General features: G+C 34.9%; 23 protein-coding genes. 18 read left to right on the forward strand and 5 right to left on the reverse strand.

Annotation, left to right across the window (positions count from 1 at the left end; translation table 11 throughout):
• The first annotated feature begins 27 nt into the window (after positions 1-27).
• Positions 28-453: a hypothetical protein gene (locus ACI9TV_RS08590; RefSeq protein ID WP_415250367.1), complete on the forward strand. Its 426-nt coding sequence runs from the start codon at positions 28-30 to the stop codon at positions 451-453.
• A gap of 30 nt (positions 454-483) precedes the next feature.
• On the opposite strand, the gene ACI9TV_RS08595 is transcribed toward ACI9TV_RS08590, so the two are convergent.
• Both ACI9TV_RS08595 and ACI9TV_RS08600 read right to left on the reverse strand, forming a co-directional pair.
• Complete coding sequence (locus tag ACI9TV_RS08595) at positions 484-2,238, reverse strand: diguanylate cyclase (RefSeq protein ID WP_415250368.1); 1,755 nt, start codon at positions 2,236-2,238, stop codon at positions 484-486.
• Complete coding sequence (locus tag ACI9TV_RS08600) at positions 2,228-2,923, reverse strand: hypothetical protein (protein WP_415250369.1); 696 nt, start codon at positions 2,921-2,923, stop codon at positions 2,228-2,230. The genes ACI9TV_RS08595 and ACI9TV_RS08600 overlap by 11 nt, the downstream gene beginning before the upstream one ends.
• A 333-nt stretch (positions 2,924-3,256) precedes the next feature.
• On the opposite strand from ACI9TV_RS08600, the gene ACI9TV_RS08605 reads away from it, so the two are divergent.
• The 3 genes from ACI9TV_RS08605 (at position 3,257) to ACI9TV_RS08615 (ending at position 7,143) form a co-directional block, all read left to right on the forward strand.
• Positions 3,257-5,653, forward strand: a complete 2,397-nt coding sequence (locus tag ACI9TV_RS08605) for a DUF4214 domain-containing protein (RefSeq protein ID WP_415250370.1) — start codon at positions 3,257-3,259, stop codon at positions 5,651-5,653.
• Between the two features lie 24 nt (positions 5,654-5,677).
• The gene (locus tag ACI9TV_RS08610; RefSeq protein ID WP_415250371.1) at positions 5,678-6,532 is read left to right on the forward strand and encodes a DUF1566 domain-containing protein; all 855 of its coding nucleotides are present in this window, start codon (positions 5,678-5,680) and stop codon (positions 6,530-6,532) included.
• A 197-nt stretch (positions 6,533-6,729) separates the two neighbouring features.
• On the forward strand, positions 6,730-7,143 hold the full coding sequence (locus tag ACI9TV_RS08615; RefSeq protein WP_415250372.1) for a DUF1566 domain-containing protein: 414 nt from the start codon (positions 6,730-6,732) through the stop codon (positions 7,141-7,143).
• Between the two features lie 253 nt (positions 7,144-7,396).
• Here the strand turns inward: ACI9TV_RS08615 and ACI9TV_RS08620 are convergent, their stop codons facing one another.
• Positions 7,397-8,020, reverse strand: a complete 624-nt coding sequence (locus ACI9TV_RS08620; RefSeq protein ID WP_415250374.1) for a putative metalloprotease CJM1_0395 family protein — start codon at positions 8,018-8,020, stop codon at positions 7,397-7,399.
• A 71-nt stretch (positions 8,021-8,091) separates the two neighbouring features.
• Here ACI9TV_RS08620 and ACI9TV_RS08625 point away from each other — a divergent pair, with 71 nt between their 5' ends.
• The 14 genes from ACI9TV_RS08625 (at position 8,092) to ACI9TV_RS08690 (ending at position 17,948) form a co-directional block, all read left to right on the forward strand.
• Complete coding sequence (locus ACI9TV_RS08625; RefSeq protein WP_415250375.1) at positions 8,092-8,295, forward strand: RNA-binding S4 domain-containing protein; 204 nt, start codon at positions 8,092-8,094, stop codon at positions 8,293-8,295.
• Positions 8,295-8,579, forward strand: a complete 285-nt coding sequence (locus ACI9TV_RS08630; protein ID WP_415250376.1) for a hypothetical protein — start codon at positions 8,295-8,297, stop codon at positions 8,577-8,579. Before ACI9TV_RS08625 ends, ACI9TV_RS08630 begins: the two co-directional genes overlap by 1 nt.
• Positions 8,580-8,784: 205 nt before the next feature.
• A complete protein-coding gene (locus ACI9TV_RS08635; RefSeq protein ID WP_415250377.1) occupies positions 8,785-9,021 on the forward strand; it encodes a hypothetical protein in 237 nt (78 codons plus the stop codon).
• A gap of 301 nt (positions 9,022-9,322) precedes the next feature.
• Complete coding sequence (locus ACI9TV_RS08640; protein WP_415250378.1) at positions 9,323-10,402, forward strand: 4-oxalomesaconate tautomerase; 1,080 nt, start codon at positions 9,323-9,325, stop codon at positions 10,400-10,402.
• Between the two features lie 11 nt (positions 10,403-10,413).
• On the forward strand, positions 10,414-11,289 hold the full coding sequence (locus tag ACI9TV_RS08645) for an amidohydrolase family protein (RefSeq protein WP_415250379.1): 876 nt from the start codon (positions 10,414-10,416) through the stop codon (positions 11,287-11,289).
• 3 nt (positions 11,290-11,292) lie between these two features.
• Positions 11,293-12,003, forward strand: a complete 711-nt coding sequence (locus ACI9TV_RS08650) for a 4-carboxy-4-hydroxy-2-oxoadipate aldolase/oxaloacetate decarboxylase (RefSeq protein ID WP_415250380.1) — start codon at positions 11,293-11,295, stop codon at positions 12,001-12,003.
• Between the two features lie 10 nt (positions 12,004-12,013).
• Complete coding sequence (locus ACI9TV_RS08655; protein WP_415250381.1) at positions 12,014-13,045, forward strand: amidohydrolase family protein; 1,032 nt, start codon at positions 12,014-12,016, stop codon at positions 13,043-13,045.
• A 10-nt stretch (positions 13,046-13,055) separates the two neighbouring features.
• On the forward strand, positions 13,056-13,457 hold the full coding sequence (gene ligA, locus ACI9TV_RS08660; RefSeq protein WP_415250382.1) for a protocatechuate 4,5-dioxygenase subunit alpha: 402 nt from the start codon (positions 13,056-13,058) through the stop codon (positions 13,455-13,457).
• Entirely contained in the window at positions 13,450-14,304 is an 855-nt protein-coding gene (locus ACI9TV_RS08665) for a class III extradiol dioxygenase subunit beta (RefSeq protein ID WP_415250383.1), read from the forward strand. The genes ligA and ACI9TV_RS08665 overlap by 8 nt, the downstream gene beginning before the upstream one ends.
• Entirely contained in the window at positions 14,301-15,242 is a 942-nt protein-coding gene (locus ACI9TV_RS08670) for a Gfo/Idh/MocA family oxidoreductase (RefSeq protein WP_415250384.1), read from the forward strand. Before ACI9TV_RS08665 ends, ACI9TV_RS08670 begins: the two co-directional genes overlap by 4 nt.
• Positions 15,243-15,267: 25 nt before the next feature.
• Positions 15,268-16,461, forward strand: a complete 1,194-nt coding sequence (gene pobA, locus ACI9TV_RS08675; RefSeq protein ID WP_415250385.1) for a 4-hydroxybenzoate 3-monooxygenase — start codon at positions 15,268-15,270, stop codon at positions 16,459-16,461.
• 50 nt (positions 16,462-16,511) lie between these two features.
• The gene (locus tag ACI9TV_RS08680) at positions 16,512-17,294 is read left to right on the forward strand and encodes an IclR family transcriptional regulator C-terminal domain-containing protein (protein WP_415250386.1); all 783 of its coding nucleotides are present in this window, start codon (positions 16,512-16,514) and stop codon (positions 17,292-17,294) included.
• A gap of 126 nt (positions 17,295-17,420) precedes the next feature.
• Positions 17,421-17,672 carry a type II toxin-antitoxin system RelB/DinJ family antitoxin gene (locus ACI9TV_RS08685; protein WP_415250387.1) on the forward strand — a complete coding sequence of 84 codons (252 nt, stop codon included), beginning with the start codon at positions 17,421-17,423 and terminating at the stop codon, positions 17,670-17,672.
• On the forward strand, positions 17,673-17,948 hold the full coding sequence (locus ACI9TV_RS08690; protein WP_415250388.1) for a type II toxin-antitoxin system YafQ family toxin: 276 nt from the start codon (positions 17,673-17,675) through the stop codon (positions 17,946-17,948). It abuts the gene before it with no gap.
• Positions 17,949-18,095: 147 nt separating this feature from the next.
• Here ACI9TV_RS08690 and ACI9TV_RS08695 read toward each other — a convergent pair whose 3' ends face one another.
• The gene (locus tag ACI9TV_RS08695; RefSeq protein ID WP_415250389.1) at positions 18,096-18,329 is read right to left on the reverse strand and encodes a hypothetical protein; all 234 of its coding nucleotides are present in this window, start codon (positions 18,327-18,329) and stop codon (positions 18,096-18,098) included.
• Between the two features lie 97 nt (positions 18,330-18,426).
• Positions 18,427-18,576, reverse strand: a complete 150-nt coding sequence (locus ACI9TV_RS08700; protein ID WP_415250390.1) for a hypothetical protein — start codon at positions 18,574-18,576, stop codon at positions 18,427-18,429.
• Between the last annotated feature and the right edge of the window lie 247 nt (positions 18,577-18,823).

The raw sequence follows: 18,823 nt of genomic DNA on the forward strand, positions 1-18,823 counted from the left end.
TTAATTAATTATATTTAAGGGAAGCATATGAATAAATTTGTAGACATAAAATTAAATGATGAAATGTATTCGATTGTATTTGGTTTAGGAAAAGTGGTTTTTGCATTAGCTAAATCGCTTAGAGTAGATGGCTACTATATATTTGAAGTCCAATACGACAATGGACAAAGAGTCCATTACACTGAAGCTGGTAAACCTGGCTGGTGTCAAGATTTCAACCATTGTGCAAAAACTATATATTACAGGCATGAAGTAAACTTTGATGACTTGGATACTACAATAAAGAAAGAAATGTTAACAAAACATAAAATTGAAAAATTAAAACACGAAGATACTTTGGAAATGATGAGTCCTGCTGGTGGTTGGATAGATGCAAGTTTAATGCCTGATATTATGGTTACTAATGCTGTAAATAATAGAGAGTATGAATTATTTAGGGAAATGAAAAGTTAAGCTAAAATATCAAAAGTTTCGAAGGGGTTCTTAGTATTGTATACTATGAACACCATCTCTTCCATGTGACTTAACATAATACATTGCTTTATCAGCTCTAGCAAGTAAAGTGTCAAGTGAATCTTGTTTAGGATTAAATTGAGCAACACCTATACTTACTGTTATATTTAATATCGTATCCTTAACATTGATAGGCTGTGCTTGAGTATCTAGTCTAAAGTGTTCTGCTTTTTTTGTGGCATCAGCAAGATTAGAATGAGGAAGGACTATAACAAATTCTTCACCACCGATTCTTGATAAGAGATCGGAATCTCGGGTTTGTACACTTAAGTTTTTGGCAAATGATGTTAGAACAATATCCCCCGCTTTATGACCATAATTATCATTAATATTCTTAAATTTGTCTATATCAATCATGATAAGAGATAGTGGTATATCATGTCGCTTTGAATCTTGAAGTAATTTTTCACTCATCTCACTAAATGCTCGACGATTCCAAACTCCTGTAAGCATATCTTTTCGAGCAAGGTTTTCAGCAATCTTTTTTGCTTCTTCGAGTTCTAGAGTACGTTTTTCAACTTCACTTTCTAGTTTATGTGTCAGCTTATCCTGTAAACTATGATAAGAACGTTCAATAATATTAATCCGGTCAGCTAAGGCTATAGCGAGGAGGATCCCTTCTATAACAAACCCTAATCTAATCATCCAGAACATAAACTCAGTTGTAGGAACAAGTCCAGTGAATCGTAAGATAGACATAGTCATTGTAATACTTAAAATTGCGGTAGCTAGTGTATACCCCCGGGCAATAGTAAAGCCTTTATTCCAGAGATAAAGTCCAAACAGAGGAAAAAAAGCGAATGAAAAACCTATAAGTCCTATTAATTTTATTGCTATTATACGAAAATCAGCTAAGGCAAATAGAAGGGCTAAAAGATCAATGGCTATCAATGTAAGAAGAAAAATATCGATACGTTTTAATCTTTTTTTGGTTTCTAAAAAGACACGAGTAAACATTAAAAATGATGCATTTGCCATAACAAAACCTACAAAAGGCATAATATCTTCAACCTGAAACCACTTACTCCAGATAAAATGTGAACCGAGTTGATTGAATGTAGTCATAACAAGCATGACACCAATTAGATAGAGAACATACCAAAAATAGACTCTATTTTTTAAAACAAAATAGATAAATAAGTTATAAAAAAATAACACTATCAAGGCTGTAAATATAGCAGTAAGCATTATTGTGAAAATTTGTGAATTGGCATTTAGTTCATCTTGAGTCCAAATGGTATTGAACATCTCTATAAGTCCAGCTTTATCATGAGATATTTTAAAGTAGACTGTATTGTGTACATTTGCTTCCGTGTTAAATGTAAATACAGTACGTTCATTAAAAGGAATGACTTCAGGATCAATATGATGATCCCCTTTGAGAGTATGTAAAAGTAACTGATCATCAGCATATTGCCACATTTCCATGTGATCAAATAGTCCAAATAAAAATTTTATACTCCAAGTCAAATTTTGAGATTGAGGATTATGTATCTTCAAACGAATCCAGTACACCGAAGAGGATACTCCATAATTTGTTATATTCTTTTTTTGTATCTTAAAAGATTGCTTTTTGACTTGCTCAATAGTGAGTTCTCTTGTTGGGTCCTCATACACTGCTATCATATTAGTGGTATCAAGACCTTTCATTTGAGTTTGAAGTTCAAAACCTTTTGAAAAAAGAATTATTGGTAACAAGAGCAGTAATAAAATTTTAAAATTCAAAACCGATCCCTAATGTATAAATTTTTGACTGTTTATCGCTAATTTCACTTCCAAAGATAGGTCTATCTTTGAGGTTTTGTTGATACTGTATATGAAGAAAAATCTTCGGGGTAATCGATTGGTAAAGTGCTATTGAAAATGGATACTGATTATACTCAGTTTCATTATCATTGGAGGTTAAATCGTTATCTAATTGGATATTGGTATAAAGTACAGTAGATTTAAATACACGATATCTCATATAAAGATAGGGACGTAAATCTTGGTCGACTTTTTTTTTCTGTATCTCTTGTATTGAAATTTTTTTTGTATTGTGCTGTGCGGTATGAAAATAGATTAATGCAGGTGCAATAAAGAAGTTATCACTAAGATAGAATTTTCTACTAAAACCTGTTTCAAGTTGATATGCCTTTTGAAAAAAATCAATTTGAACATCATTATTAAGAGTACCCGAACCAATCTGCTGATAAGGACTGTGCTTGTAACTGGCATAGAATTGAAACTCTTTAAAATCTACCAATGCGGAGAATGACATAAGTTTTCTTTTAATAGCCACGTCTTGGAATAGATTACTACCTATTGTTTGCTGCGCATAGTTCTGTCCTATCAACACATAGGATTTTATCGTATCAGCTGCATAAATATGTATTGATATTAGTAATAATAGATATTTCAGAAATTTCACATTTTATCCTATATTGAATACTAGTATAGTTAAACTTTATAGAACTTAATATTATTGTATTTTTTTACTAAAGTATAGTATTTTTGAAATTTAGGTAGAAATACCAAAAGGTTCTAGAGAAGCTTTATTATCCAATTCTATTGACGCTATAAATAGTCACAAAGTAACACTAAAACCATGTAACTATACAAATGTAGTAATACTTTCAATAATACACTTCAAACAATTTATTTAAAAGATACTATTTAGATACGCACTTAAGTTTTTATAATAGGAGAGAAACATTATATAATTTAGGTATTATGATGATATCTATGTATAAAGAGTAAACCGATGAATAAACTAAAAACATCCCTATTAAGCATAGCCCTGATATCGGCTATTACTTTCCCAACAAACACATTTGCAGTAACAATAGAAGATAAAATATCAGGACTTTATATTTCATTCTTTAACAGAGCAGCAGATGAGGAAGGTTTAACGTATTGGAAAACTCAGGGAAAAAATGCAGAGGCAAGTGGTATAGATGTATTAGTTGTACTCAAAGATCTTGCATCAGGCTTTGCAACACATCCTACATTTACTTCAAGATATAGCAGTATGGGTAATGAAGCTTTTGTAAAAGCAATATATATAAACTCCCTAGGTCAAGAAGGAGATACAGTAGGTATAGCATACTGGACGGACTTAATAAATAATGGGATATCTAGAAGTGACGTAGTAGCAGAATTTATAGATGCATCTCTTAGTACAGACTTAACAGCAGCAAACTATCCAAACTTATCCCCAGAAAAAGTACAAGCTGCCATACAAAGACAAAACCTCATAACAAATAAAGTAGCAGTAGCCGTAAATTTTACGAACTCACTTGGCATACTTACAAATGTACAAGACTCTCAAAACCCTGAAAATGATCCAGCTTATTTAGCTTCTATCGAAGTTCTAAAAGATATTACAATAGAAGCATCCACAGCAACAGATAGAATCAATCAAATAAATGACTTAAGAAGTGATGCTCAAAGTGCAATATCTATAATAAACGATGATTGGCAGTTTCAACATAATAATTTAAAATACAGCACAATAAGTTCAGAAATAACAGGAAGAACATGGCTGGATAGAAATATAGGTGCTAGAACAAACTGTACTACAAGTAAAGATGCAGAGTGTTATGGAGACTACTACCAATGGGGTAGAGATGCAGATGGTCATGAAAAATTAGGAAGTGTAATTAGCTTAAAAGCATTTTCCTCTTTAACAACTGATAGTGACAAGTTTGTAATATCTCAATCGGATTGGACTGAGGCAGACAGTAGTGGAGCATTAAGAAGTACAGATTGGGATATATGTCCAACAGGGTATGAAGTTCCAACGATAGATGAACTCTTAACAGAAACAGTATCTACAGATGAAAACATCCTCAACATTCCTTTGAGTGGTCAACGTACTAAATCTGGTCCTATGAAAAACAAAAATATTAATGGCTACTTACAATCAAGTACTCCATCTTCAAGTGGTTTTACGAAAACATTAAAATATAACGAGACATCTGCATCATACAGTTTAACTACGAGAACAACTGCAGCTCCAGTGCGTTGTATAAAAATACCAACTATTACAGGTGTATTTGTAGATGCTGCAGTAGCAGGACTTAATTACACTTGTAGTTCTGGTAATAGTGGCACAACAAATAGCTTAGGTGAGTTTACTTGTTCAATTGGAGATACTGTAAGCTTTTCTCTTGGAGGTACATACTTAGGAGAAGTTCCAGCTACAGCTATTGTTACACCTAGTGTATTATTCTCTGGTAATCCAGCAGCTTCACTTAACTTTGCACAATTACTACAAACACTTGATAGTGATGGCGACCCAAGTAACGGAATTGAAATAGATGAAGAACAGTTAGCTAGTCTTGGAACTATTGATTTTACCTCGCCAACATTTGACGAAGATATTCAAGAAGTATTGGGTAGCGATACAGTTCTTGTGAATGAAGGTGAAGCACAGACTCACCTTGATGAGACTTTTTCAGAACTTAGTATTGATGAGAACGGAAATCCAACAGTGCCAGTAACTACAACACCGACAAATACTAGACCAGCTATAACTTCAAGTGCAACAGCGAGTGTAAATGAGAATCAAACTAGGGCTATAGATATAGATGCAACAGATAATGATGGAGACACTTTAATTTACAGTATAGGGGGAACTGATGTTGATTTTTTTAATATTGACAGCTCTACAGGTGTAGTTACTTTTAAATCTGCTCCAGACTTTGAGATAGCGCAAGCTTCTTATACTTTTACAGCACTGGTAAGTGATGGTGGTTTAACTGATACTCAGAGTGTAACTATTCTTCTTGTTAATGTACTCGATACAAAACCAACCTTAGTAGCTTTTACAACCTCCATAGATGAAGACGCAAGCATAGGGACCGTAGTTGGAAATATAACGGTAACCGCTGAAGGAAGTTCCATACTAAGTTTTACTCTCAGTGATACAACTAACTTTGATATAAACACAAAAGGATCTATCTCTACCAAAATAACATTTGATTATGAGAATAATAGCACTACTCATGTCTTGAGTGTTTATGCAACAAATAGTCTAGGAGACAGTTCAAGTGTAGATGTAACTATAAGTATTGCCCGCGTACCAGAGTCAGCACCAGCAGTTGATCCGAATTCGGCAATAGAACTAGACGCACCACCGGCTCCACCAGCAGTTTAATAAATTTAAAAAAGGCAATAAACCATGAAAAAAACCTCAATTGTAGCCATCGGGTTAGTACTTTTTAGCACAATGTTAAGGGCAGACATTAACATCAAAAGTGGTTGGCAACTTCTAGGCGCTACGCAAGATATAAATACTTCAATTTTTGACAGTACATGTATAGACTACGTCTGGAAATATGACACTACAGATATAAATAATCTAGAGTGGCAGATACACGTAGCCAATGCGGTAAATTATAATAACAGTATGACTCCGATAACTTTACTTACTAAAGGTGAAGGGTATTGGGTAAAGGGAAATTCTGATTGTGTCATCCCTTTGGCTGAAACAATCGCAGCTCCAACGTCAACGCTTAAAAAAACAGGACAAACAAATAGCTATGATACAAATATCTACAGTGATTCAGATGAGTGGTGGAATATAATAACACAGGCAAGTATAGTAACAGATGGGAGCGTGAAGGATGATGGCTCCTATCAAAGTGGGGTTACAGTTAGTTATACTCGTGATGATGTAAATGGTACTGTTATAGACAACGTCACAAACCTAATGTGGCAGGATGATGCAGTGACTTCTTTCCTGACATGGAAAGCAGCGGAAACTTTATGTTCAGGTTTAGTTCTGGACGGTTACAAAGACTGGAGAGTTCCGACAAGAAAAGAGCTGGTTAGCTTAATTGATTACGGACATTATTATCCATCTATAAATCCTATATTTCAGCATACCGGGGAGGACCATCACTGGACTTCTACTACGCTTACGGGAAATACTGACCGTGGCTGGATTGTTTACTTCAGCGATGGCCATACGAACCTAGACAATAAAGCCTCCGGTGACGGTAGTTTTGTTCGTTGTGTTAGGACAGTAGAGTAATCCTACAGATGTGAAATTGTTGATACCTAATCTTTAAGGTAACTGGTAGAGAAGTATGGGGATTTGATAAGCACGCTTATTTTAGAAAAAGAGTTAAAGACTCTCAAGAGTTTTTGAAAGTTCGAACATAGCTTCATTTGTAGGGCGTATCAAGCATACAAATAGCTGGAATTTATTTAACAAGGTAGGAAAGATATATGAAAGCAATCCTTTTAATTTTAATCACATTTAGTCTAAGTTATGCGGGATTTACCCGCAGTAATGATATGGTAACAGACAGCACAACCAGTTTGGTATGGCAAGATGACGTAACGCCAACAACTATGTCATGGCAGAATGCTATAGACTATTGTGAAGCCTCAACTCTAGGTTCACAGAGTGACTGGAGATTGCCAAACATAAACGAATTGACCTCTATCGTGAAGGATACGGATAGCCATACTTCGATAAGCAATGTGTTTGGAAATACCACCTCTAACCATTACTGGAGTTCTACTACCAAAGCTAGCGATATAGGCCGTGCGTGGTGGGTTAGTTTTGACTTTGGCTATGATAGCTCCGACGATAAGACGGATAGAAATTATGTTCGTTGTGTTAGGGGAGGACAGTAGACTTTGCCTGAGAGTTTCATTTTTATTGATTTATAAACTTGTGTTATCATTTTTCGTTCCACCCTCTATTGGGTGAAACAATCCACTAAAGCAGGTATTACTTACATACTTCTTCTTTGTAGGTAGTCTCTCTCTCCATCAATTTAGCGACTACGACCATTATCCCTTTATTTAGAAATTCGATTTAATTAGGTGTACTTCTGTACCATCTCAATCACTTAGATTATGTATTAATTGTGTAAAAAAGAAGTGTTTAAGCTGAAATATTAAAGGGTTTTACAGAACTTCTATTATCCTTATTCTCGGTGTTTTCATCACTAGCAGAGTTCGAGTAAGTTTCTATACCAAGAGTTTCTTCTCTTTGTTCTTTTGCCAATTGCTGTTGTGCTTTCATCTCCATCACTCTAGCACTTGAAGCGACTGCAAAATCTTGTGAACTTGGTTCAGCTGCTGCCATCGCGGCAGATGCGATTTGTCTCGCATTTGCAATGGTTTCTTCGGGAGTTGATCCACCTTTCATAGAAATAGAAACTTCACCACCTATGGCGTACATCTTGCCATCTGGACCTTGCTGGTAGGTAAAGCTTGCGGCTCCAGTCATTCCCCCGCCAGCTGATTGGTGTGCTGCTTCGTGGGCTCTTACTTCAGCATCTCGAGTACCTAGATCTTTAACAAGCTGCTCTTCACCTTCGCTAAGTTCTTTTGAGGCAGAGCTTTTTATAGAAGATTTATTCTCTATCTCTTTAATTTCTTCTTTTTTTAGCTCATTGGGGTTATCAACTACTTTTTCTTTTTTAAACTCAAGAGATTCTTCCTCATTGAGTTTAATTGTGTAGCTAGAGCTGATATTTGCGAATGAAGGAGAACCTATAATCATAATACTTGATTATAGCACTCGAAGTTTTAAATGTTTCTTTGATATTATGTCATACATAAAAGGTTAACATCATGAAATACGAATTAAAAGACGATTATATAGAGCTGTTTAAATTACTCAAAGTTTTAGATCTAGTAGATAGTGGAGCACAAGCAAAGCATCTTATAGCAGAGGGATATGTGAATCGTAATGGTGAAGCAGAATTACGTAAGCGTGCAAAGATTATTGCGGGTGACGTGATAGAAATTGCTGATGCGAGTATTGAAGTAGTCTAGTGAGATTTGTTGTAGTACTAGTTTTTCTAATTATTGTAACTATAGGTTCTTTTTTTGTTGCCTATGAAAAGAAGCAAATACCACATGACTCACATCCTTTACATGCAATACAAAAAAAGTTTATGAAGGTTGATATAGATAATCCAAATATTAATTTAGATGCAGTTATAAAAGAGATCAAAGAGGCTAGAAAAATCTACCCTCTTGATGACAAGCTCAAAATGTTGGATATGAGACTAGAACATAAAAAAGCTAATCAATCTTATAAGTCGACTAAATACTAACTCCTTAATCCCCATATTAATTAAATCTTCTATAAGTCCTTTAATTAGAGATTAATCACTTTTTCATTAATACATAACTATTTGTAATACTTTGCAGTTTTATGCTACTATTTAATAAGTAGTTGTAATAAATCATTATGAAATAAGCATTACAAGGAATTGAAAATATTACGACATTATATCTTTTGAAAAAAAGGAATATATTATGGCGAAACATATAAGAAGGTCGGGAAGTAAAGTCCTCCCCATACTATTTATAATATTAGAGGCCGTAGCATTTATTTTAATGCTGCATATCCTCCAGCAAGCGTGGAGGGGGGATATTACCCCTATCCATATTTTTGTGTTTATTTGGTTTTTAATTTCACCAGTTAAACGATTTTTAGGAAAAATCTCCAGACTTGCGGATCCAAAGAAGAGACATGAGAACACTTATCAATAAACATTTCAAAAGCGAAATTTAATTCAGAGCTAAGTAAATATAAGAAGTACTAGGGCTATATCAAGAATGAATTGATGAACCCTATACATTCAAAAAGAACAATCCCTTAATTTAGAAACTTTCTCAAATCCCAATAATCCCATTAATATACAGTGCAAAATTTCAAAGTATATTTTACACTCTTATGTTACAAAAACGAACACTTGTGCGCAAAATAAACTTTTTTGACTAAATATTTGCTAAATTAGGATTTTATAGTTATAATTTTCGAACAAGTGTTCGCAAATGAAGGAATTAACAATTGCTAAATAGATTACCAATTATGCAAATTAGAGGTGGAAGTTCAAAGGGTGTTTTTATTAAAGCATCTGATTTACCCTCTGATGTAAAGCAAAGGGACGAGATACTTTTAAGTGTTATGGGTCGTGATGATAGACAGATTGATGGACTTGGTGGATCACATCCATTAACAAGTAAAGTTGCTATTGTTGGTCCATCTACGAAAGAAGATGTAGATGTTGACTATTTGTTTGTACAAGTAGTTGTTGGTCAAAATAGAGTAGATAGCACACCTAATTGTGGAAATATACTCTCAGGAGTTGGTGCTTTTGCTATTGAGTCTGGCATGGTTAAAATTCACGATGAGACAACTATGATAAGAGTAAATATGCTCAATAGTGACAAAATTTGCGAATTAGTGGTGCAGACACCAAATGGAGAAATAGAATATGAAGGAAATACTAAAATTGATGGCGTTCCGGGAAGTGCAGCTCCCGTGATATGTCGTTATTTAGATATAGCAGGTTCTATCTGTGGTTCACTCTTCCCTACTGGAAAGTACAGTGAAAAGATTGATGGTGTTAATGTAACTTGTATTGATAATGGTATGCCCGTAGTTGTTATACGAGCAAATGATTTAGGTAAAAATGGTTATGAGACATGCCCTGAACTTAGTTTAGACAAAGAACTTTTAGCAAAAGTAGAGTCTATTCGTTTAGAAGCTGGAACGCGTATGGGATTGGGAGATGTTACATCTAAGGTAATCCCAAAAATGACGCTTATTTCAGAGCCAAGAGAGGGTGGTAATATATGTACTCGAACATTTATACCACATACTTGTCACTCATCTATTGGTGTTTTAGGCGCAGTATCTGTTGCAACAGCTTGTATATTTCCTAAAACTGTAGCGCATGCTATCTCTGTAGTTCCACAAAAACTTAACAAACAAATGTCAGTTGAACATCCATCTGGTGAATTCTCAGTTGAGCTTATATGTGATGAGTCTAAAGGTGATTTAGTAATTAAAAAAGCAGGCCTACTTAGAACTGCACGCATTTTATGTAAAGGGGAAGTGTATTACCCCTCTCAAAATTATAATTAAAAGGAAAATATATGAAGAAAAAAAGCTGTATGGCTCCAAATAAAAATACAAGTACGCCAAAATACAAAGCACCTAAAAATGCTTGTGATGCACACTGTCATGTTTTTGGTCCACATGAAATATTTCCCTACTCTGATAAGGCTACATATTGGCCACCAGATGGACCAAAAGAGGATTTAGCAAAATTACATAAGACATTAGGTTTAGATAGAGCAGTTCTTGTTCAAGCAAGTTGTCATGGGATTGATAACCGTGCAATGATTGATGCAATTGCTTCTAGTAACGGTGCATACCGTGGAGTTTGTATAGCAGACGATACTTTTAGTGTAAAAGATTTTAAAGAGCTAGATGATGGTGGGGTTAGAGGAGTTAGATTTAATTTTGTAACACACTTAGGTGGTGCACCTGATTTGGTAAAAATGGAAAATGTAATTAACAAAGTCATTCCATTGGGATGGCACTTAGTTATCCATGTAAATGCAGAAGATATTATTAAATATGCAGACTTTTTTGCAAAATTTGACTTACCAATAGTAGTTGACCATATGGGTCGTGTTCCAACGAACTTAACAGTACACCAAGAAGCATACAAGATTCTTTGCGAATTTATGAAAAAAGAGAACTGGTGGGTTAAGATTTCTGGTTCTGAGAGAATCTCTCCACATGGTGCTCCTTTTTATGATGCTGTTCCTTACGCTCAAGGTTTAGTTGCTATTGCACCAGATAGAATTCTTTGGGGAACGGATTACCCGCATCCAAACATTAAAGAACATATGCCTGATGATGCAGATTTATTAGACTTATTACCTTTAATTGCACCAGATGAAGAGACACAGAAAAAGATTTTAGTAGATAACCCTGCTAGACTTTACGGATTTGAGGATTAAAAAATGATAACACATACAAAATTAGGCGTAGCTGTTAAAAATATTCAACGTGCCGATGCTGAGATTATTGATGGACTTGCAAAAGTTGGTGCGGCTACTGCACACGAAGCACAAGGTCGTATAGGAAATATGCAAGCACATATGAGACCTGTTTATACAGGTAAACGAATAGCTGGTAGTGCTATAACTGTTTTAGCACAACCCGGTGATAACTGGATGCTTCATGTTGCTATTGAGTTATGTCAACCTGGAGATGTTTTAGTTATAGCTACAACAACACCATGTTCTGATGGTTACTTTGGTGACTTACTTGCTACTTCTGCAATTGCAAAAGGTGTTCGTGGTCTTATTATTGAAGCAGGTGTTCGTGATACTAAAGACCTTCAAGAAATGGATTTTCCAGTTTGGTCTAAAGATATATCAATCAGAGGAACTGTTAAAAATACTCTAGGATCTGTAAATGTACCTATCATGTGTGCCGGTCAGCACATTATGCCAGGGGATGTTGTGATTGCAGATGATGATGGAATTTGTGTTGTTCCTAGAGAAAAAGCAGAGGCAACTCTAGAAGCATCAATCAAACGCGAAGCGAATGAAGAAGATAAACGTCAGCAATTAGAAGCTGGAATATTAGGTTTAGATATATACAAAATGCGTCCTCGTTTAGAAGAAGCTGGTTTTGTTTATGTTGATACTCTCGAAGATTTAAAGTAAGGATAAAAGTATGATTATAGATTGTCACGGACATTATACAACAGGCCCTAAAGAGTTAGGTGATTATAGAGAACAGCAAAAAGCTGAACTTAAAAATGATCCTTTAGTAGCACACCTTAAGGGTGAAATAAATATTACTGATGAGCAGTTAAGAGAAAGTATTGTAAATAATCAACTCAAATTGCAAGAGGAAAGAGGGACTGATCTAACAATTTTTTCTCCAAGAGCATCTTGGATGGGTCATCATATCGGTAATAGCACTACAAGTAAAAACTGGACTGAACATTGTAATGAGCTTATTCATAGAATTGTAGAAATGTTTCCAAAAAACTTTGTAGGAGCTGCACAACTTCCCCAATCTCCAGGGGCTAGTATCCAAACAAGTGTTGATGAATTAGAACGTTGTGTAAAAGAGTATGGTTTTGTTGGTTGTAATATCAATCCAGACCCAAGTGGTGGTTTTTGGAATGATGCTCCACCTTTAGATGATAAATACTGGTACCCACTTTATGAAAAGATGGTGGAGTTAAACGTACCGGGAATGATTCATGTAAGTGGCTCATGTAACTGTACTTTACATACAACTTCATCATACTACTTAGGTGCGGATACTACAGCGTTTACACAAATGATGATGAGTAAAACACTTTTCAAAGATTTTCCAGAGTTGAAAATCGTTGTACCTCATGGTGGTGGTGCAGTACCTTTTCATTGGGGACGCTTTCGTGGTTTATGTGATATGCTTGAATTAGATAACTTAAACTCAATTATTGAGAATAATATTTATTTTGACACGTGTGTATACCACCAAGAGGGAATTGACTTGATGCTAGATTTAGTACCGACTGAAAATATTCTTTTTGCTTCAGAGATGATTGGGGCAGTAAGAGGGATAGATCCACTTACTGGACATTTCTTTGATGATACAAAAAGATACATAGATGGTGCTAAAATTAGTGATGAGAAAAAACAGATGATTTTTGAAGGTAACATTAGAAAAGTTTATCCAAGAATTGAGCAACATATTGCTAAGCACTTTTAAGGAGTAAGGTATGAGAGAAGAAAGAGATTACGACGATATCCCCGGAACATATGTCTTTGATAAAGAGAACTCAATTAAGGGTTACCATTTAAATATGTTTTGTATGTCACTTAACACTGAGCAAGGACGTGAAAAGTTTAAAGCGAATGAAGAAGCATACTTAAGAACATTCCCTATGAGTGAAGAGCAGGTTCAATCTGTTTTAAAAAGAGACTTTTTAGGAATGTTACAAATCGGTGGAAATATCTACTATACATTTAAAATAGCAGCATACGATGGAATTTCTATGCAAGGTGCAGGGGCAGCTATGTCTGGAACCGGTATGACTGAGGCTGACTTTGCTCAGATGATGATTGATGGTGGTCGTCCAATTAAAGGTAACCGTAGTAAAAAGGAGAATAACAATGGCTAAAATAATTGCAGGAATAGGTACTTCACATATACCAACTGTTGGTGCAGTGATTGATAACGACAAGATGCACGGTGAATATTGGGATCCGTTTATCAAAGGAATTACTCCAGCACGTGAGTGGATGGCTAAAACTAAACCTGATGTTTGTTTAATTGTTTTCAATGATCATGCTTCTGCATTTTCACTCAAGAACATATCGACTTTTGGTATTGGTGTAGCTGATAGATATGAACCAGCAGATGAAGGGTATGGTCCTCGTCAAGTTCCCTCATGTGAAGGAAATGCCGCCTTGTCTTGGCATATAGCTGAGTCACTCATCTTAGATGAATTTGATATGACTATTACAAATGAGATGCCTGTAGACCATGGTTTAACTGTTCCTCTTTCAATCATGTACGATCAACCAGAAGAATGGCCTTGTCAGGTAATTCCTTTGTATGTAAATGTGGTTCAGTATCCACAACCAACGGGAAATCGTTGTTATAACCTTGGTAAGGCTATCCGCAAAGCAGTGGAGTCTTATCCTGAAGATATTACTGTAGCTATCTTTGGCACTGGTGGTCTTTCTCATCAACTTCAAGGTGAACGTGCTGGTCTCATTAATGAAGAATACGATAATGATTGGTTAGAGAAGTTAGTAAATGATCCAATGGCTGTAAAAGATATCTCTCATACTGAGTATCTTCGTGAAACAGGTTCTGAAGGTATTGAGTCAATCATGTGGTTAACAATGAGAGGTGCGATGGATGAAGAGGTAAACGAAGTTCACCGTTTTACTCATGCCCCAGTTTCAAATACGCATTATGGTTTAGTAATTATGGAAAATAAAAAAAAGGATGAAAAATGAAAATAGGTTTAGTTGGTAATGGCGCATTTGGTATTAAACACTTAGACGCATTAAAGGAAATTGATGGTGTGGAGGTTGTAAGTGTTGTTGGTAGAAGAATCCAAAGTGCTCAAAAAACTGCTGAGGATTACAATATTCCTCACTATACAACAAGTTTAACTGAGTCTTTAAAAGAAGATATGGATGCTGTAATTATTGCTTCACCTACTCAACTTCATGCTGAGCAAGCTATAGAGATTATGCGCTCTGGTAAGCATGTAATGATTGAGATTCCTATGGCTGATTCTATTGAAGATGCACAAGCAATTGTTGATGTTCAAAAAGAAACTGGAATGGTTGCCATGGCTGGACACACTCGTCGTTTTAATCCATCACATCAGTGGGTACATAACAAAATCGCAGCGGGAGAGATGAAAATTCAGCAGATGGATGTTCAAACGTACTTCTTTAGAAGAACAAATACAAACGCATTAGGTCAACCTCGTAGCTGGACAGACCATCTTCTATGGCACCACGCTTGTCATACAGTTGATTTATTCGCTTATCAAACTGGTGAAGAGATTGTTCACGTGCAAGCTATGGAAGGACCAAAGCATCCAGAACTTGGAATCGCTATGGATATGAGTATTGGTCTTAAAAGTGCATCGGGTGCAATCTGTACGCTTTCATTATCGTTTAACAATGATGGACCACTTGGTACATTCTTCCGTTATATATGTGATAACGGAACTTATTTAGCACGTTATGATGATTTATTTGATGGAAAAGAGAATCAAATCGATGTATCTGATGTAGCTGTATCTATGAATGGTATTGAACTTCAAGACAGAGAATTTATTAGGGCTATAAAAGACGGAAATGAGCCAAACTGTAGTGTGCAACAAGCACTAAGCGCGATGAAAATTCTAGATGCCTTAGAAAAGAAACTCGAAGCTTAAGTTCACACAAAAAAAGGGAAATAAAATGCAAACAAGAAAAACACAAGTAGCAATCATCGGAGCAGGTCCTTCAGGACTTCTTTTAGGTTTACTATTAGATAAGCAAGGTATTGATAACGTAATTTTAGAGCGTGTTACAGGTGACTATGTGCTTGGTAGAATTAGAGCTGGTGTATTAGAACAAGGTTTTGCAAAACTTGTTCGTGAAGCAGGGGCTGCTGAAAATATGGATACATTAGGTGAAGTTCATGATAGTGTTATGTTTTCATTTAATGATGAAGAAGTGATGCTTAATCTTAAAGAACTTACCGATGATAGTGTCATTGTATATGGTCAAGTTGACATTACTAGAGATATGATGGCAGAGAGAGAAAAAAGAGGTCTTGAGACTGTTTATGAAGCAAATGACGTTCAGCCACATGATGTTAAATCAGATAATCCATATATCACGTATGAAAAAGATGGTTTTGAGTATAGATTAGAGTGTGATTATATTGCTGGTTGTGATGGTTTTCATGGTGTCTCTCGTCAAACAATTCCTGATGATGTAAAAACTGAGTATGAAAAAGTTTACCCTTTTGGTTGGTTAGGTCTTATGAGTGATACTAAACCAATTAACCCTGAACTTATCTATGCAACGACAGATAGAGGGTTCGCATTGGCATCAATGAGATCACAAACACGATCTCGATACTATATTCAAGTTCCACTTGAAGACACAGTTGAAGATTGGAGTGATGATAAGTTTTGGGCAGAGTTTAAAAAGAGGATGCCAGCAGGAGTAAGAGACAATCTTATTACTGGTCCAAGTATTGAAAAAAGTATAGTTCCTACACGTTCATTTATTTGTGAGCCTTTACAGTATGGTAATCTTTTCTTAGTGGGTGATGCAGGTCATATCGTACCACCAACTGGTGCAAAAGGTCTTAATCTTGCAGCTTCTGATGTTTCTACTCTTTATAAGATAATGACAAGAGTTTACAAAGAGGGTGACAAGACTTGTATTGAGCAGTACTCTCCAATCGCTCTTAGAAGAATTTGGAATGGTGTACGTTTCTCATGGTGGCTAACAGATTTACTTCATGATTTTGGCGATCAAAAAGATGAGTTTGATAAAAAAATGGAAACATCTGAAATTCAATACTTCCTAAGTTCAGAGGAAGGTAGAAAAGTTATTGCAGAGCAGTATGTTGGTCTTGCATTTGAGGATTTAAAGTAGAGTTTTTTATATAGATGTGGTAGAATTTCAAAAAAAGAAGGAAATAGCATATGTCATCGGAATTACTAAACGATAAAGAAATTGTTACGTCATTTGTTAAAGGCTTAAAAGTCATTATGGCATTTGACAATAATAACGTAGAGTTGACTGTAAGCGACGTTGCTAAAAAGATTGACATAACGAGAGCAAGTGCAAGAAGACTACTTCTTACTTTAGAGCATCTAGGTTATGTTGCGTTTAATGGAAATAAGTTCTCTCTACTTCCTAAGGTTATAGAGTTGGGATATAGTTATTTTTCTTCTCTTCCTTGGACAGACTTAGCACTAAAAAATATGAAAAAAGTTGTAGAGACATGTAAACTGACATGTTCTGTTTCTATTATAGATAAAGAAAACATTACATGCATTTTACGCATTCCAGCTGGGCGTATTATGAATGAAGGCATTCAAGTAGGAACACGTTTACCAACTGCCTATACATCTACAGGAAGACTTTTTATGGCACATATGCCAGAAGATGAACTCAAGGAATTTATCGACGCACTTCCTTTAGTTGCGTATACAAAACGAAGTATTACTAATCCTGCAAGATTATATGAAAAAATACTTTCTGAAAAAAATCAATCTTATGCAATGGTTGAAGAAGAGGTTGAAGATGGTCTCATTTCCATCGCCGTACCAATTTATAACAAAAATAGAGAGATGATAGCAGCTATGAATGTAGCAGCACATGCTAGTTACAGAGATGCTAAGTTTATTAAAGAAGAGGTTCTTCCTGTTCTTAAAGAATCTGCTGATAAGACAACAGAAGCGATTACTCTTCTTCAGTTTTAAGAGTCATTATTATATATAGTAGAAGCTTAGCTTTGATTAGTTGTTCAAAATGCTATGACTTCAATAAATACTCAAATTGACTAAAACACACAATGTGTGTTATAATTCTTTAATTAAGGAGATATTATGACTGCAAAAGTTAGAACAAACGTATATCTTGACTCTGAAATGAAAGCGAAAGCACAAGAAATATTTAAAACATATGGGATTGGACTTAGTGATGCTTTTAATATGTTTTTATCTCAATCTGTATTAGAGAGAGGTATCCCATTTGAGATTAAGATACCGAATGAAGAAACAATGCAAGCGATTGAAGATGCAAGAAGTGGCGAGAATATGACTAAAATTACTCTTGATGAATTAAAGGCTATTCAATAAGTGCGTGATATCGCTATACATAAACTTTTTTCAAAAGAGTTAAAAAATGCAAAACTCAACCCTACGAATAGCGCTAAACTCTTTATGTATATCTCATTACTACTAAATAACGAAGACTTACCTAATGAAGCAAGAGACCATTCACTTCAAGGGGAGTATTTAGATACAAGAGAACTTCATATTAGTGGAGACTTACTTGTAGTTTATAGAACTGTAGATAATACTCTTGAACTTCTTCGTATAGGAACACATTCACAATTATTTAAAAAGTTTTAGCAAGATAACTTTTGAAATCTCCTCTATAAACTAGACAATAACTAAGCCCGTAAAAACCTAACTTTTTAAAGACGCTTCATTATATCAATTACTTAGACTTAGCTACCATAACTCCACCAAAGATAATAAACCCAATGCCTACAAATGTTAATAGGCTTGGTATTGCATCATTAATCTAAATCCTCCACTCTCTCCTGTTGAGGTAGATGAATTTGGAACTCTTATCTTATAGCAGTTATGTTGAAGTGCTATTCCGACTTTTGGATTGGAAATTAACTCTTTTTGTAATATTTGTAAATCAACTTTGATTTTTTTATATTTTTTAGCTAATTTTTTTAATTTTATAGAAAATGTTGGTAAAACAACGAGACTATAACTCATCAAGTGTTTGGAGTTTATCAGCTTTCTTAGGGTCGACTAAAACCTCTTTTAATTCTTTACAAGCTGTATCAAACTCATCATATAACTTTTGTGCCTCTTATCTTTCTATATAAGATTTTATAGACTCTATGATAATATCTGTTCTATTTAAGTTGTATTCTTTTGTAAATTCATCTATTTGTTCTACCAAATAAACTGGAAGTCTAAGCCCTACTTGTTGTTTTTGAAGTTGTGCCAATGAGTGCATAGTAAAATCCTTTTAGTTTTAGTATTTTATATCTGTCTTAATAATATAATGAACCCCTAAAACTGTACCAGTAAAAATGAATAAATTAAGGATTATTGTAAATATCTTATTTGGAAAATATCTAATAATATAATGGCCTGAATATCTAAGATAGGAATTCAGCAAAGTTAATTTCTAAAATAGATAAAATAGTATGAAATTAATGGAGATAACATGAGTCGTAAAAAAGGTCAAACCTATACTGCTG

The sequence above is a fragment of the Sulfurimonas sp. genome (assembly GCF_047622445.1).
Lineage (GTDB): Bacteria > Campylobacterota > Campylobacteria > Campylobacterales > Sulfurimonadaceae > Sulfurimonas.